Genomic DNA, 14,909 nt, shown 5'->3' on the forward strand with positions numbered 1-14,909 from the left:
TGTTGGACGTACTAAGGTAAAGTACTTTTGATTGACCTTAGTTAAAAAATTATGGGGGGATCTGAGTTGTGCAACACCCTCTCTATTCCCTCAAAATTACAGAAGTTAATTTCTTCCTGGAGAATTTTTCAGTCATAGATACTTCTCCCCATTCACCGATTCGCAAACCGACGATATCAAGATGTGATACTGCCCTTTTCTTAGATGGAAGTAACCTCATCTCAGTGCGTCACACTCTCTATACAACCAACCGTGAATTTGAACGATCAATAGACCTTGCAATGGTTGCAGCATTTGGAGAAGATTACGATAAACTTGTTTTTCCCCCAGCTGCGGATAAACAGATCCAGCTCAGGATCAGGTGGAAGACTCTTAAACAGGAGCGATCTGCATCAGATATTTCAGATGGAACCCTCCGGTACCTGTTTCTGCTCACAATTCTGGCTCACCCTGATTCTGGTTCTTTGATAGCAATTGACGAACCGGAAACCGGCCTTCATCCTGCTATGATGCGGATAGTTGCAGAATACGCAAAAGAGATGTCACAACGAACACAGGTTATTATTCGCACTCATTCATCTGAATTTTTTACGGCCTGTGGGGGGTTTATTCCGAGCACTTTAATTATTGAATGGAAAGAGGGTGCATCTGTGATGCGACAAGTTTCCGAAGAGAAGCTTAAATATTGGCTTGAATATTATACGCTTGGGTCCCTCTTTTTCTCAGGTGAGCTTGAGGGGATGGAATGAGATTTATCCTGATTGTTGAAGGCGATACTGAAAAAAGGTCAATTGAGGGGCTGATCAGAAAGCATCTTGCAGAAAAGACCAGGCAGAATATCCGGGTAACAGCGATTTATATCAACGGGTATGGGAATTAAGTCCTGATGGGAAGGGTGGATCCACAGAAGGTATACGAAAAATGTCCGAATTATCGTGCGATGATTGATTTTTTGTTTCACTTGTTTGAACTGGTTGTGTGATTGATTTTTATGACCGACGTTGTCGGCAAACTCTGGGGTTTTTATAATGCGCCCGGATAAAATCACTCCTTCAGTCTTACTTTCAAAAAAAAGGATTTTTTCGCTATCTCACTCCTCTCTCACACACCCACATTTCCGTGCCATCTCTGCAACCGCCGCTGCCACCACCTGGGCAACCCCCCGGTCCAGGGGATCCGGAAGGATTTTTTCCGGTGTCGGATCTTTCACATACAGGGCAATAGCATGAGCTGCAGCAATCTTCATCTCCTCACTTATTTTCGTTGCACCTGCATCAAGAGCCCCTCTGAACACACCCGGAAACACAAGGACATTATTTACCTGGTTTGGGAAGTCCGACCGGCCGGTACCGATAATTGCAGCTCCCCCTGCTCGGGCTTCATCAGGCATGATCTCCGGAGTCGGGTTTGCAAGAGCCAGGACAATCGGATCCGGATTCATCTGCCGCACCATATCAGCCGTCACCAGGTTTCCTGATGAAACTCCGACAAAGACATCAGCCCCCCGTAATGCATCGGAGAGCGTTCCGGTCCTGAGCATCTTGTTCGTTTCATCACCGAGCAGGTATTTGTAGATATTATGATAGAGCCCGTGACGTCCCCGGTAGATGATCCCTTCTCGGTCACAAACGATGAGTTCTTTTACTGCTGTACATGTCTCCCCTTCATATCCGATACATTTCAGCAGCCGGCAGATGGCATATCCTGCAGCTCCAGCACCTGATACCACGACGGTGAGGTCTTTGAATTTTTTTCCGGTCACCTTACAGGCATTTATGAGGGCTGCAAGAACTGCAATGGCAGCACCATGCTGATCATCATGCATCACCGGAATACCGAGATTTTGAAGTTCCTCTTCAATCTCGAAACACCGGGGAGCCGCGATATCTTCGAGGTTAATTCCCCCGAATACCGGTGCAATGCTGCGTATATGACCGATCAGATCATCATGGTCTCCGTTAATACAGATGGGAAAGGCATCAATCCCGGCAAACTCCTTGAAGAGAATTGCCTTCCCTTCCATAACTGGAATTGCCGCTGTCGGACCAATATTTCCAAGTCCCAGGACGGCAGTTCCATCGGTGATGATAGCGATGGTATTACGTTTTAATGTACAGGAAAATGCCCGTGTTTCATCCTCGGCAATGTACCGGCAGACATGAGCAACACCGGGAGTATAGGCAAGTGAGAGGTCCTCTCTGGTCTGCACCGGGACTTTAGACTGAACAGCAAGTTTTCCCTGATGTTCCAGGTGCAGTGCCAGTGATTTCTGTGCGATCTCCTCACGGTCAATATCCATGAAATGAGAGTCTCATCGGTTGGATATCAATGTTTGGAAATGTCAAAGAAAGAAAAAAAAGGATCAGGGTTCGCGGTAGGGATTGACAATTCGTATTGTTGGTTTTGCACTCTGACCGTTCTGCCGTGGTGCTGCGGTCTGGAATGTCTGCTCTTCAGACATAATACTTGACTTACTGACAACCATGTATCCCCGTGAATCAAGGGCATACTGAACCCCTTCCTGCAGCGTTGCGCGGGTTACGATATCCTTCAGGTCGATACCAAGTTTTACCATCATCATGGCTACTTCAGGTTTTACACCGGTCATGATAACCTGGGAGCCCAGAAGTTTGACTGCCGTGGTTGCCTTGATGATATGAGTTGCCACCATCTCGTCGATGTGGGTGATTCCTGTCCCGTCCATGATAATTGATCTGGCCCGTTCACGGCTGATGGCATCCAAGAGTTGCTCGATCATCTTATTTGCCCGTTCGGCATCGAGCGTTCCAATCATGGGGAGGACAAGGATCTCATCCCATATCTTGGTAATCGGAGTGGAGAGTTCAAGAATTGCAGCATTCTTTTCACGGATGGATATCTCGGCTGCCAGCTGATCACTGATATCTTCAAACCTAACCAGGATCTGATCCTCATTTGAGGAGCCGTACCGTCTCATCACCCCGGCCTTTACAATGAAGGTCTTTTTCCCCTGCGGGATGGGGATCTCGACCTCAAAGTGTTTGACCTCATTACCAGCATTTTTCAGGCTTTCCAGGGTCTGTCTGATCACCGGAATATTCAGGATTCCATTTCCGATTTCATAGACTGATCTGCCTTCGATATCTGCCCTATTCACCCCGAACGTCTGATCAAAAGCACGGTTACCAAAGACAACTGCATATTTTTCATTTAATACAAAAAGAGGTTCATCAATCGACTGAATTATCTCAAATGGATCAACATTGAGGGTCCTGGTTGACATATAGATGATCTATTCTCACCGGTTGATGTTATTACTTTTCATTAGATATCTACATCACAGATACAACGGAGATCCTGATTACGTATGACAGAAAATAATCGGAACGAATTTACGTAAAAACCGGGGGTTGCCCCGGTCCGGAGGAGGATAGCGATAATGAACGCTGTAAGTTCGGAGCATAGGTTATCCGGCGACCAAACCGGAAATCTCTCCTGCCACCCGGGGGGATGGCGGTGTGATAAGTAATACTACTCACCACAAGGTTATATAATTAACGTAAGTTCCATCGACATATCACGAACGTGCCTATATGTGGGAGGTATGGACAATACTGAAAAAAGAGAAAAAAAGGTAATACGGGGGTTAAATGATTAAGCCGGGACAAATTTCGTCCCATAGAAGATTGCGCCGCTGGATCCGTCTTCTCCCAGTTTTCTGAAGACCCGTCTGACTGGCATACCAATATACACCTGGTCGATATCACAGACAAGGTGAGAGGTAAGCCGGGTTCCTTCATCCAGCTCGATGATGGCAAGCACATACGGAGTCAGGAGTTTGAAATTACCTGATGAACTCCGGATGATAGAGTATGTGACTACCTTTCCGGTTCCTTTAAACTGGTGGTCTACGATCTTACCTTCACGTCTGCAATCCGGACAAAATCCCCGGGGCGGGTAGAAATATTTTCCACAGGTCGTACATCGGGTTCCAATTAGATTATACCGGTTCTGCTGTTTTCTCCAGAATCGTGCGACTGACATCTTATACCCTCCCAAAGATATGACAGACAACGGTGGCTCCGGTACCACCCACGTTATGGGTCATTCCGATTTCAGTATCGATCTGTCTTCCCTTTGCATCGCCACGAAGTTGTTTGACCGTCTCATAAACCTGTTTAACGCCGGTTGCTCCGACCGGGTGACCACATGCCTTCAGACCGCCACTTGGGTTGATCGGTATCTTTCCACCAATTGCAGTCTGTCCCTCTTCGGTCAGTTTGCCTGCTTCACCTTTCTTACAGAATCCAAGATCCTCAATTGCACAGATCTCAGCAATGGTGAAACAGTCATGTACTTCAACAAATCCGATATCTTTCCGTTCAACTCCGGCCATCTGAAATGCCCGGTTACCAGCAGCAACGGTTGCATCGAGGGTACAGATATCTTTCCGGTCATGCAGGGCGATGGTACTTGATGCCTGTCCAGCTCCAAGGACCTTGATCGGAGTGTCGGTAAATTCCCGTGCCCGTTCCAGGGGAGCAAGGATGACTGCTGCAGCTCCGTCGGTCACCGGTGAACAATCAAAGAGCCGGAGCGGATCTGCGACAAGTGTTGAATTGATAACGGTATCAAGGGTGATCGGTTTTCTGAACTGGGCATTTGGATTCTTTGCACCGTTATCATGGTTTTTAACGGCGACCTGGGCGAGTTGCTCTCTTGTCAGGCCGTACCGGTGCATATACTCCGTTGCAATCATTGCATACAGGCCGGGGAATGTAATACCTGCTATTCCTTCCCATTCCCGGTCTGCTGCTGCGGCAAGAACATCAGTCGTAACTTCGGTTCCTACGTCAGTCATCTTCTCAACACCGGCCGCGACCACGATATCTGACATACCTGATGCAACGGCGGTGTATGCCTGTCTGAATGAGAGACCTCCTGATGCACAGGCTGCCTCAACACGGGTTGCCGGGATATTATCTGTTGCGAGACCTGCATAATCTGCAATCAAAGCCCCGATATGTTCCTGCTCAACAAACCTGCCGGCACTCATGTTTCCGACAAATATTTCGTCTATCTGTTCACCGGAGAGGTTTGCATCCTCAAGGGCAAGAGCTCCTGCCTCGACAAAGAGGTTACGGAATGACGATTCCCACTTCTCTCCAAACTTTGTACAGCCTACGCCGATTACTGCAACTTCTCTCATTCCATCATCACCACTTTGCCTTTGTGTTTTGCATAGACTGCATAGTCTACGATCTTCTTGTCTGCGAGGAGAGCAGAGACCGATGGTGCAGCATCACGGTTAAAGAGGTCAGAATTGATAACATCAGTGACGGTGATGTCAAACGAGTCACTCCCGGAGCCAGACCCGTATGAAGTCATGAAGATCCGGTCTCCTGGTTTTGCGATATCCAGAACCGATGAAAGACCGACCATGGAGGCACCGGAGTAGGTATTTCCAAGATAGGTGACCGCAAGACCAGGTTTTATCTGCTCCATGGTAAATCCGAGCATTGATGCTGCCTGGACCGGGAATTTACCGTTTGGCTGGTGGAAAACTGCATAGGTATAGTCAGATGGCTTTGTTCCCATCTTTTCAAGCATCATCTTTGAAGCACCAATGACATGCTTAAAGTATGCAGGCTCTCCGGTAAACCGTCCTCCATGACGTGGATAAGGCTTGTTTTCACGTCTCCAGAAGTCAGGGGTGTCGGTGGTAAATGAACAGGTATGATTGATTTCGGCGATGGGATCGTCGTTTCCGATGATCATCGCTGCTCCACCGGCTGCAGCGGTATATTCGAGTGCATCTCCCGGTTCTCCCTGGGCAACATCTGCACCGACTGCAACAGAATAAGTAACCATGCCGGATTTCACGAGACCCATCGAGGTCTGAATTGCGGCTGTTCCTGCCTTACAGGCAAATTCGTAATCTGCAGCGGTCATGACGGGGGTTGCCCCGATTGCTTCTCCGACGGTAACAGCCGTAGGTTTCACCGCGTAAGGATGCGACTCTGATCCAACATATACCGCTCCAATGTCTGCAGGGTTGATTACTCTCCGCGCCATTGCTGCACGGGCAGCTTCAACGGAGATGGTGATCGTGTCTTCATCCATATCTGGCAGTGCCTTTTCAAAGACACCAAGGCCACGGGAGATTTCAGTGCCATTTGCACCCCATACCCGGGCAATCTCTTCTACTTTGATACGGTACCGTGGGATATATGCACCGTACGAGATGATTCCTACCATTTTTCTTCCCTCAGTCTCTCCACGATATCTTCGATGCCCTGTGTGGTACACATAAGGGTGATATTATCCTTCTCGGCCATTTTTGGCACAATCGGATGCACATCACCAAGGCTGATACCGTGAAGCACTACGCACCGGGGCTTGAAGGGAGTAACCCGGATAGCCACCATCGGTGACTTTCCATTAGAAACTCCGGTAAAAATGAGCGCCCGCTCAGTACTCCAGCCGTATATCCGGTTAAATTCGCTTGCGGTCAGGTTCATTATCGCCCGGAGACTGTCAATTACCGTGTATCCATAAATGCTCAGATGCACCGGACCGGTAATGATATCAGCACCAATGACACTGGCGAATGTTGACAGATTAATGGGACTTTTATAATCATGGAGATCATAAATTACACCGTCCCCCATCTCTGCAAAGAGGAGGGATGCATATTTATGGATATACTTCCCGCCCTTTCCTTCATCAATGGCTAGAATACTGTCAACAATTCGTCCGATAATGGCAGTGCCCGGACTTTTTCTCCTTCCGCTTTCATAGTCACTAATGACTGATGGCGATACACCAAGGTACTCGGAGAGTTGTCCCTGAGATATGTCAAAACTCAGTCGCCATTTCTTCAGGGTTTTTCCCGGAGAATCAGAGAGTGTTATCTCCCCCGCCATCTTCTCCGCGAGTCGATGACGAAGTCCCGATTCCATGCCAGTACACTATGATGGAGAGTGGTTATATAATTAACGAAGATCAGTTCGACAAAGAGCGATAATAGATGAATTATTAGGTTTCCTCATATGCTCTCTTTCTCTTCATTAAATTCTCTTTCTGCTTCTCAAGCATCTTCGCTGCCTCCTCTTCAGAAACATCAGGATCGCGGAATCTGAAGTATTTTTCACAGGGCATCTCATTACAAAATCCGCAATGTGCGAACTTTTTTTCATTTGCACAACATTCATGAACCGGGCAGACATCAGTGTCTGCAAATTCTGTCCAGAAGACGCTCCCGTCTGACTCATCACATCCCGGACAGTCTCTCTCAAAATGATCACACTCATCACAGTACATCCCACAGACAGTAGGTATCTCCCTGGTCATGTATGATGTCTCTGTTTTTCCTGGTAATGAAGAGTAGGTTCAGAATAAAAACGATTCGTATAATGATTTATTTCGACAAATGCATGAAATGATTCCAAACCAGGGACCTGAAAAAATTTATTTTTTGGTACATCTATATACGATTTTGTCTGGTATCCAGACAAGAGGAGATGTACATGGCAATCATCAAACGTGATCCGTTCCACATGTTCAGGGGTGAACTGGATAATATGTTTGCCGAGATGGAAAACAGATTTCAGTCACTCCTTCCCTCTTATCCTGCATATTCACAGAGAGGGCGTGAACTTTCTCCTGTTTTCTCCGGTGGATTCACCGTGGATGTAAAACAACAGGATGATCAGGTTATTGCAAAAGCTGATCTTCCGGGTTGTAATAAAGAGGATGTTAAAATCCGCCTGGTCAGACCAAACCTCCTTCAGATCTCCTGTCAACGGACCGATGAGAAAGAACAGGAAGATAAGGACTTTTTTATTCGGGAGCGGTTCTATGGTTCGGTCAGCCGGAGTGTTCCCCTCCCTGTTGAGGTTTTAGAAGAAGGAGCACAGGCCAAGTTTGAAAACGGGGTATTAGAGGTTATTTTCAAACGGGCAGAGAAAGAGAGTGGCGGGGATATCCCGATTCAATAATTTTTTTCACGGATGGATATAAGTAAACCCGGTTACCGGCTGGATTGATATTGTCACGTTCTCAATTGTATAATTCAGGGCATGCCCGCCGGATGTGTTATCAGCGGATATAAAGTGTTGATGGAAACCGGCCACATTTACACCTGCCATCCAGTCCGGGAACCAGAACCCGGTCAATGTCCCGATAACCGGGCCAAGGTCAAAGACTGATTGATTTTGAATTACTTCTGATAATGGCGGGTAAGGAGGACTCTGTGAGGGAACACTGCGTGCCTGCATATCTGCAAAATCTCCGGTAACTTTCACGGCATAGATAGTATCATCATCAGGGAATAAGTCGGTGATGACTGTATAGACCTCTGCTTTATCCAGGGTTTCATTCACCTGGTGAGTGATGGTTGGGTTGAAGTGGATGATGTTTGCAAAACAGACTTTTGTGTCATCTGATGGCTCATATACTACTCCGTCGTGGGTTATCTGCCAAACCGTCCCGTCAAGCATGAGTAGTTCTCCATCCATGTGTTCATACCCTCCGATCCCGAATGTTCCGTTATTTTTAAGGTCACCAACCGTTACGACTCCGTCATACTGACCGTCAGCTAGGAGTGAGTACGCTGATACATGGAAGAGGTTCGAGGATGGAGTATCATTAATTACTGCTGATCCAGGGACCATGAAAAAGAGAGCTATACAAAGTATGACTGCTACCTGATGGGGATGTACCATACTAAGTACCTTATCACTCGGGATACTTCTCTTTTTTTAACACTTATTCCGATGATGTATCTATAAATGTAACACCCGGAGCAGTCACCTCATGTGCAAAAATGTCAATCCTGGTAATATCCAGGCCAGACTCCAATGTCTGGGATATTGAAAAATGACACCTTTTTTATTTCAATACTACCGATGAACCCCTTATGGTAAAAATGTCGATGAGGACCAGAATGAGAAGATTAGAGGCTCAATTCTTAAATAGTATCCCTCTGATCACTCAACTTACTTTTTTTATGCTTCACCTACATTCGTTCCAGAAGAGGATGTGCGTTGTTTATGACATGATCCCCGGTAATGGTTGTCGTATCGGCAAGGATAACTACTCCTGACTGCAGGTCAGAGTTTAAAGCAATAGCTGCCTGGTGTGCGTTGGTTTCTCCTGATTTAGAGAGGATGATGGTCCCGTCACGGTTATAGAGAATATCCCAGAATAATCCTTGTTTCATAAGTGGCGGTCCTTCTGTAATGATTGCATACGGTTTGTAAGTCATCACAATTGCGTCAGATAACGATGTGTCAATAAAGCCAAGTTCAGCAGCGAGAAGTATCGCCATATCATCTGCGTTTGAATGGAATCCGCCGGTTGCAGTCCAGAAGTCATTGAACCTGATGAGAATTGCTTCATCGGTTGGATACTCATAACCCGGTCATTACCTTAGAAATCGACCCAATATCAAAAATTTTTCCATTACCGGGGATGTTTCCCGCCCTCGTCCGTAGGTTTCCATATGTATATGTGGTATACTCCCTTTTTTGCTCAGTACCAGTTTTGTCACCAGGTATATGAATCTTAAATAGCAGGGTGAAAGTGAAAAGTGAATTTTTTATTGAAAATATGCGTATTTATGTGTATAATGGGCATTATTTTCAAAAATCTCTGCACCTGTTACGTGAAGACAATCCGGTGGATAATGACGATACCAATTAGCCAGACAAGATATGCTCCAGCAATTCCCATAAAAAAAGAAACGTGTTCCAAGAGGATATAGAGGGAGAGGATAAATACAAGGGTTGGAATTGCAAAATAGAATGATCCCAGGGTTAATTCTCTGGTTACGTCCTGACCAGATTCAAAGGTGGTAAAGAGAAATGCGATGGTGGTAGTAATTGGTGCTGCAGCAAGTATCCCCCCATATTTTGGGTCCATATGCTGGACTATCAGAGTCACTCCGACTATGATGAACCCGGCGGTTAGGAATTTGATGATGGTATACAGATAATCCATGGTACTGGTACCATGTGAATACATAGTATATAAGGAGAAAAACCGGGATTGACATCACATCACCAGAACCCCACCTCATACCAATACATGCGCAAACAGATAATAATGGGAAAAAACGTACCTGATCCGGTTCATGGATGAACTTTTTGTCTTCGGAGCGGCATTTTTAGCCGGACTGATCAATGCACTCGCAGGGGGAGGCACTCTCGTGAGTTTTCCGGCGTTGCTTGCTTTAGGTATTCCCCCGGTTACAGCAAACATTACCAATACCCTGTCGCTCTGCCCTGGATATTGTGGCGGGATGATTGCCCAGCGGAAAGAATTTGCCTTTCAGAAGAGCAGAATTCATCAGATCCTTCCAATCTGTATTGCAGGTGGTCTTATTGGCGGTTTTCTCCTCATCCATTCTGATGAATCATCGTTTCGGACACTCATACCATATCTTATTCTCTTCGCTACAGTTCTGCTTGCAGTGCAGGATCGGACAAAAAATTTTTTGATACATGGTTCATATCACATAGACCACCCCCGGCTCGTGTCCGGCGGGGGATTCCTTCTCTTGTTTCTTGCGGCATTATATGGGGGGTATTTTGGTGCCGGAGTAAGTGTTATCATCATTGCCGTCCTGGGTCTCCTTTATGACGACTCGCTTGTCAGTCTGAATATTCTCAAACTTATCATTTCATTCAGTGTGAACCTGGTGGCTTCACTCTACTTCATCTTCACCGGCAGTATTTTGTGGGCACTTGTGGTTATCATGAGTATTGGGTCAGTTTTCGGCGGTCTAGTCGGAGGCACGTTTGTTGAAATGGTTCATCCTGAAATTTTCAGATGGATAATTGTCGGTCTAGGCCTGTGTATTTCTCTTTGGTATTTTATATGTGGGTAAATTTCTACTCAATCATGCCTGACTCTCATCATCAGAGGATATATCTATAGCTCTGCACCAGACTGTATATAGAAGGGATCAGATGACTGATGCATTGAAAATCCTCGTTGTTGATGATCATCCTGACATTTGTCTGGCAGTACAGGCAATACTGGAGGAAGAATCCTGGACTGTCCTTACGGCAAATGGCGGGGAGGAGTGTATAAAAATATTGGAGGATGGTTTCTCCGGATTGATTCTCCTTGATATCATGATGCCTGACATGGACGGATGGGAAACAATACGAGAGATTGAGTCACGTGACTTGTACCATAAGATCATCATCTGTATGCTTACTGCTAAGGATAACCCGGATGAAGGAATGATTGGCATTGAAAAGTATGTGTCTGATTACATTACCAAGCCAATTGTCCCCGAACTTCTGGTAGAACTTGTTGCGATGTGGATGCAAAATATTCCTGAAACCTGAAAAAGATCATTTAATTTTATGATCCCCTCCCTCTTTGCGCTATCCTTCTCATCAGATCCAATCTTCCAGTCAAAATTGCATTCATATCTGGAGCATGAAGGGATTCATGTCGATACTCTCCTCATGAGAAGCGAAGCCCTGAAAAATATTCCATTTCATCGGTATGATGTGCTCATCGTAAATACGGAGAGTAGTGACCGATGTGATGATGGGTTTGATGAAATCCGAAGAAATAATCCAGATATTATTATAATTACATTTTCATCTGATAATGTCGTGGTAGAAAAAAATCCAGGGAATTTTAAGAATTCCTGGTATTTTCATATTAAAACAGATAAAAACCAGCTTCTTTTTGAAGATCTTATTCACACCATCTACCATGGTGTTATTCAGCGGGGATTTATGCACCTGCAGGGAGAGGTATCTGATCTATTTTCTCTCGTACAAGGCATTTCTGACCCATTTTTTATAATGGACAATAAAAGGGAGGTTCACATCTGGAATAAAGGGATGGTGAATCTGACGGGGTATTCTGCTTTTCAGATTCTCGGCAAAGACCAAAATGTGCATTCACTTCCGTTTTTCAAAAATTATGAACCAATTCTGATAGACTTATTGGTGGATTATCATAATGCCGTCAGGAATCAGTATGAACCTCTCATCTCCATCGGAAATATTTGGGTCATCAATGATTATTTTCCGCATCTTAACGATGGAAAGGGCGCTCATCTCCGGCTGTATGCTTCACCATTGTATGATCAGTCGGGAGGGTTGCGTGGAGCGATTATGTCTGCACAAGATATTTCATTCGTTATCGGCTTTCCTGGGTATTCGTCTGGAGCCCCTCATCACAGATCCCCGCTTCAAAAAGAGATTACTCCCTGTAATTATTCAAATATGATTATAAATGGTTTTGTTCGGAAAAATATTGAGAAGAAGACGTTATCACCCGTATATGATCTGTCAGAGAACAATAATGACAGAATCAATTCATTCGATGATACAGAAATATCTGATTTTATATTCTTTTTTTACCGGTTTGTGGAGACTGCACATATTCCTATCATTGGCTGGGATGCATCATATGCAATAACGCTCTTTAATCTTGGTGCTGCCAGACTTACCGGAATTTCTTCTGATAAAGTACTCGGCCAGAAAATCTTTACGTTGTTTCCTGACAGTCAGAGAGATCGATCACTGAGCCTGATTCAGCAGGTCCATGGACCTGAACCGGCTCTTCTCAGTGCCATGATTCCCATAGTCCAGAAATCAGGAGATATTCGGTCTGTTGTATGGAATTTTGAGCGTTTTAACGGACCAGACGGGGGGCCATTATTAATCATTGGGATTGGACAGGATATCACCGAACAAGTCTGGGCGGTCGAATATCTGAAAAAATATATTTCAGAACTGACTGAGAAGAATGATGAGTTAAACCGGGTGAAAAGCCAGCTCTCTGAAATTAATAAGCATCTGGATGATATTGTTGAAAAACGGACGAAAGAGATTGAAGATCTATTAAAACAGAAGGATGAGTTCATCACCCAGATAGGTCATGATCTGAAAACTTCCCTGACTCCGGTAATTGCAATTCTTCCGGTATTAAGAAGAAAAGAGAGTGACCCAAAAAAGATTCAATATCTTGATATGGCGATTCGGAATGCTGCACAAATGCATGATCTGCTGATCAGTATTCTTCAGATGGCTCGTCTGAATAAATCATATCTCCCCGGTATCGGGACCTCTCTTCCGATTCGTGAGATGATTCATGAGTTGACTGTAAATTTCGAATATGAGATATTAAAAAAACGTCTGATCATCACGAATGATATTCCTGCGGATCTTGAAATCAGAATGAGCCCGATCGATTTTGATACTATCTTTGGAAATCTCCTGGATAATGCGATAAAATTTTCAAATACCGGGGGGAGTATTACTTTTCAGGGAGAACGAACTGAAAAGGGAATTATTATCACAATCAGGGACCATGGTATTGGGCTGCTTCCTGGAGAAGAAGAACACATCTTCGAAAAATTCTATAAAGCTGACAGTTCACGACATGATGGAAAATCATACGGGCTTGGTCTTTCGATTACCCAGAAGATCGTTGAACGGAACGGAGGAATAATTCAGGTAAAAAGCGATGGACGGAATACCGGGACGACATTTACCCTGATATTCCCTCGTTTAAAAACCCTCCACTCATAAATAATTGACTCATTGTATCATTTTTAGAATACTAGCAGATAGTTACACAATATATGGTTTGGATAAAAAGGACATTTTTTCTAATTTTCAAAAAATCAGTCTTCTTAAAATAGCATAAAGGACAATAGGTAACACCAAAACATTACTGAGAAATATGGTCCGGGTCCTAATTGTTGAACGTGTTCCATTTATGCGAAATATTACTCGTTTTGCGCTTGAATGTAGTGGTCACGAAGTAATTGGTGAGGCAGTTGACGGTCAGCAGGCCCTTGATTTATACTATCTTTACACACCAGATCTCGTAATTTTAGCTCTTGTCCTGCAAAAGGTACAGGGTATTCAGGTATTACGTCGAATAAAAGAGACACATCCCGATTCAAAGATAGTCATCTGTTCTGCTATAAAAACACAGCGAATGATCGATCAGGCGATGGAATATGGGGCTGACTCATATGTAATTAAACCTTTTCAGATCTATAATTTTATCTCTGAAGTGAACCGGGTAATGGGAATAAAAACCACACCTCAGGGGCTGGCTCAGGAACAACTCCTCTCACAACGTGAAGAACTTGAGCAGATAGCTGCAAAAGTACTTACAAGGACGATATCCAGAGAGGAACTCCAGAGTTTTATTCAGAAAGTTCAGGGTTCCTCGCATCAGTGATAATGGAAAATCCATCTTTTTTGGTCAGAATTCATCAGGATCGAATCTGAAGAAATGAGAAAGATCTGACTGATGAAAATGGTGTTGTAATCTGTGCTGAAAAGATCATGGCCACTGATAATGGCGGGGTTTCTTTTATTATCTCTTTCATAATCCTGCTGCAGACAATACACCAGAATTCAAGATCTCATATGAAAAACCCGCATCTTCCAGCCTTGTGGTCGGAACCGGTATCTATCTCCCTGATGTTTCGGTTTCTTTTGCAGAGGAGAAGCGGGAAAAAATGAAAAAATGGATGGAGAAGCTGTTCACTATGTTTATGAGCAGGGGAGGGATGCGGGCATTCGTGAATTCAATGATCCGAGCGGGACCTTTTCAGATCCAGAGATGTTCATCTTTGCCTTTGATATGAATGGGACACTCCTTGCAAATCCGTATTTCCCAGGTCTGGTCGGACAAAACCGCCTGAATGATCGCGATCCGTACGGGAAATACCCGGTGCAGATCTTATGGCCAATGGAGAACAAGGCGTTGGATATACCTACTATTTCTTTGCCGATCCGGATTCTGACTATGAAATCCGTCTGAAACTTGGATATACCGAAAAGACAGAGGAAGAATTGATCATTGGTGCAGGCATATTTCCTAAATCCTGATGAATTATTATTCACATTTTAAGTGTATCAAAAAATGGATGG

At 44.7% G+C, this 14,909-nt stretch carries 18 protein-coding genes; 8 read left to right on the forward strand and 10 right to left on the reverse strand.

Annotated features, from left to right (window positions below; translation table 11 throughout):
- The first annotated feature begins 224 nt into the window (after window positions 1-224).
- The gene (locus MHUN_RS00760; protein ID WP_143709302.1) at window positions 225-749 is read left to right on the forward strand and encodes an AAA family ATPase; all 525 of its coding nucleotides are present in this window, start codon (window positions 225-227) and stop codon (window positions 747-749) included.
- Entirely contained in the window at window positions 746-880 is a 135-nt protein-coding gene (locus MHUN_RS19655; protein ID WP_275039197.1) for a hypothetical protein, read from the forward strand. Before MHUN_RS00760 ends, MHUN_RS19655 begins: the two co-directional genes overlap by 4 nt.
- Before the next feature lie 210 nt (window positions 881-1,090).
- Here the strand turns inward: MHUN_RS19655 and MHUN_RS00765 are convergent, their stop codons facing one another.
- The 7 genes from MHUN_RS00765 to MHUN_RS00795 form a co-directional block, all read right to left on the reverse strand.
- Window positions 1,091-2,299, reverse strand: coding sequence for an NAD(P)-dependent malic enzyme (locus MHUN_RS00765; RefSeq protein WP_011447219.1), 1,209 nt, complete (start codon window positions 2,297-2,299; stop codon window positions 1,091-1,093).
- A 63-nt stretch (window positions 2,300-2,362) separates the two neighbouring features.
- Window positions 2,363-3,262, reverse strand: coding sequence for an STAS domain-containing protein (locus MHUN_RS16985; protein ID WP_011447220.1), 900 nt, complete (start codon window positions 3,260-3,262; stop codon window positions 2,363-2,365).
- Window positions 3,263-3,633: 371 nt separating this feature from the next.
- Complete coding sequence (locus MHUN_RS00775) at window positions 3,634-4,023, reverse strand: Zn-ribbon domain-containing OB-fold protein (RefSeq protein WP_011447221.1); 390 nt, start codon at window positions 4,021-4,023, stop codon at window positions 3,634-3,636.
- Window position 4,024: 1 nt separating this feature from the next.
- Entirely contained in the window at window positions 4,025-5,188 is a 1,164-nt protein-coding gene (locus MHUN_RS00780) for a thiolase domain-containing protein (protein WP_011447222.1), read from the reverse strand.
- Window positions 5,185-6,237 carry a hydroxymethylglutaryl-CoA synthase gene (locus MHUN_RS00785; RefSeq protein WP_011447223.1) on the reverse strand — a complete coding sequence of 351 codons (1,053 nt, stop codon included), beginning with the start codon at window positions 6,235-6,237 and terminating at the stop codon, window positions 5,185-5,187. Before MHUN_RS00785 ends, MHUN_RS00780 begins: the two co-directional genes overlap by 4 nt.
- Window positions 6,231-6,941, reverse strand: coding sequence for a helix-turn-helix domain-containing protein (locus MHUN_RS00790; RefSeq protein WP_011447224.1), 711 nt, complete (start codon window positions 6,939-6,941; stop codon window positions 6,231-6,233). The genes MHUN_RS00785 and MHUN_RS00790 overlap by 7 nt, the downstream gene beginning before the upstream one ends.
- Window positions 6,942-7,017: 76 nt before the next feature.
- Window positions 7,018-7,332, reverse strand: coding sequence for a DUF3795 domain-containing protein (locus MHUN_RS00795; RefSeq protein ID WP_011447225.1), 315 nt, complete (start codon window positions 7,330-7,332; stop codon window positions 7,018-7,020).
- 176 nt (window positions 7,333-7,508) lie between these two features.
- On the opposite strand from MHUN_RS00795, the gene MHUN_RS00800 reads away from it, so the two are divergent.
- Window positions 7,509-7,979 (forward strand): Hsp20/alpha crystallin family protein, encoded by a 471-nt coding sequence (locus MHUN_RS00800; protein ID WP_011447226.1) that lies wholly within the window; start codon window positions 7,509-7,511, stop codon window positions 7,977-7,979.
- Window positions 7,980-7,985: 6 nt separating this feature from the next.
- Here MHUN_RS00800 and budA read toward each other — a convergent pair whose 3' ends face one another.
- From budA to MHUN_RS00815, 3 genes are all read right to left on the reverse strand, one after another.
- Window positions 7,986-8,705, reverse strand: coding sequence for an acetolactate decarboxylase (gene budA, locus MHUN_RS00805; RefSeq protein WP_011447227.1), 720 nt, complete (start codon window positions 8,703-8,705; stop codon window positions 7,986-7,988).
- 293 nt (window positions 8,706-8,998) lie between these two features.
- On the reverse strand, window positions 8,999-9,310 hold the full coding sequence (locus tag MHUN_RS00810) for a hypothetical protein (protein ID WP_011447228.1): 312 nt from the start codon (window positions 9,308-9,310) through the stop codon (window positions 8,999-9,001).
- A gap of 332 nt (window positions 9,311-9,642) precedes the next feature.
- On the reverse strand, window positions 9,643-10,005 hold the full coding sequence (locus MHUN_RS00815) for a DUF3147 family protein (RefSeq protein WP_011447229.1): 363 nt from the start codon (window positions 10,003-10,005) through the stop codon (window positions 9,643-9,645).
- A gap of 109 nt (window positions 10,006-10,114) precedes the next feature.
- On the opposite strand from MHUN_RS00815, the gene MHUN_RS00820 reads away from it, so the two are divergent.
- The 5 genes from MHUN_RS00820 (at window position 10,115) to MHUN_RS00840 (ending at window position 14,799) form a co-directional block, all read left to right on the forward strand.
- On the forward strand, window positions 10,115-10,870 hold the full coding sequence (locus tag MHUN_RS00820; protein ID WP_011447230.1) for a sulfite exporter TauE/SafE family protein: 756 nt from the start codon (window positions 10,115-10,117) through the stop codon (window positions 10,868-10,870).
- A gap of 82 nt (window positions 10,871-10,952) precedes the next feature.
- Window positions 10,953-11,339 carry a response regulator gene (locus MHUN_RS00825; RefSeq protein WP_011447231.1) on the forward strand — a complete coding sequence of 129 codons (387 nt, stop codon included), beginning with the start codon at window positions 10,953-10,955 and terminating at the stop codon, window positions 11,337-11,339.
- 18 nt (window positions 11,340-11,357) lie between these two features.
- A complete protein-coding gene (locus tag MHUN_RS00830) occupies window positions 11,358-13,547 on the forward strand; it encodes a hybrid sensor histidine kinase/response regulator (protein WP_011447232.1) in 2,190 nt (729 codons plus the stop codon).
- 154 nt (window positions 13,548-13,701) lie between these two features.
- Window positions 13,702-14,211, forward strand: coding sequence for a response regulator (locus MHUN_RS16995; protein ID WP_011447233.1), 510 nt, complete (start codon window positions 13,702-13,704; stop codon window positions 14,209-14,211).
- A gap of 291 nt (window positions 14,212-14,502) precedes the next feature.
- Window positions 14,503-14,799: a cache domain-containing protein gene (locus tag MHUN_RS00840; protein ID WP_011447234.1), complete on the forward strand. Its 297-nt coding sequence runs from the start codon at window positions 14,503-14,505 to the stop codon at window positions 14,797-14,799.
- Window positions 14,800-14,909 lie beyond the last annotated feature (110 nt).

The organism is Methanospirillum hungatei JF-1, assembly GCF_000013445.1.
Taxonomy (GTDB): Archaea; Halobacteriota; Methanomicrobia; order Methanomicrobiales; family Methanospirillaceae; genus Methanospirillum; species Methanospirillum hungatei.